The organism is Gilvimarinus sp. 1_MG-2023 (assembly GCF_030548285.1).
Genome location: NZ_JAUOSC010001479.1, coordinates 1 through 246, shown reverse-complemented (window position 1 = coordinate 246; position 246 = coordinate 1). Strand labels below are relative to the sequence as shown.

Below are 246 nucleotides of genomic sequence, written 5' to 3'. Positions count from 1 at the left end.
ATTCGGATTTGATGGTGACGTTGCGATTGGCCGCCAGCTTGCCCGACAGTTTGAGTGAGCGGATATGCTGCTCGGGTATCAGGTCGTCGACCTGCACCCGTATCAGGCGTGTTGCATCCGGGTATCGGTCGGTTTCCCTGGCAGCCAAGGGTTCGGTATCGGCCCCTGCCAGCATCCAGACGACAGTCACAATAAGGACAGCGGCGGCGGCAAGGTAGCCACGGTTAAACGTAATCGACATGGTCT

At 58.1% G+C, this 246-nt stretch carries 1 protein-coding gene; it reads right to left on the bottom strand.

The window, feature by feature from the left end:
• The coding region (locus Q4563_RS21745) for a hypothetical protein (protein WP_303606013.1) at positions 1 to 246 on the bottom strand (246 nt) is incomplete at both ends.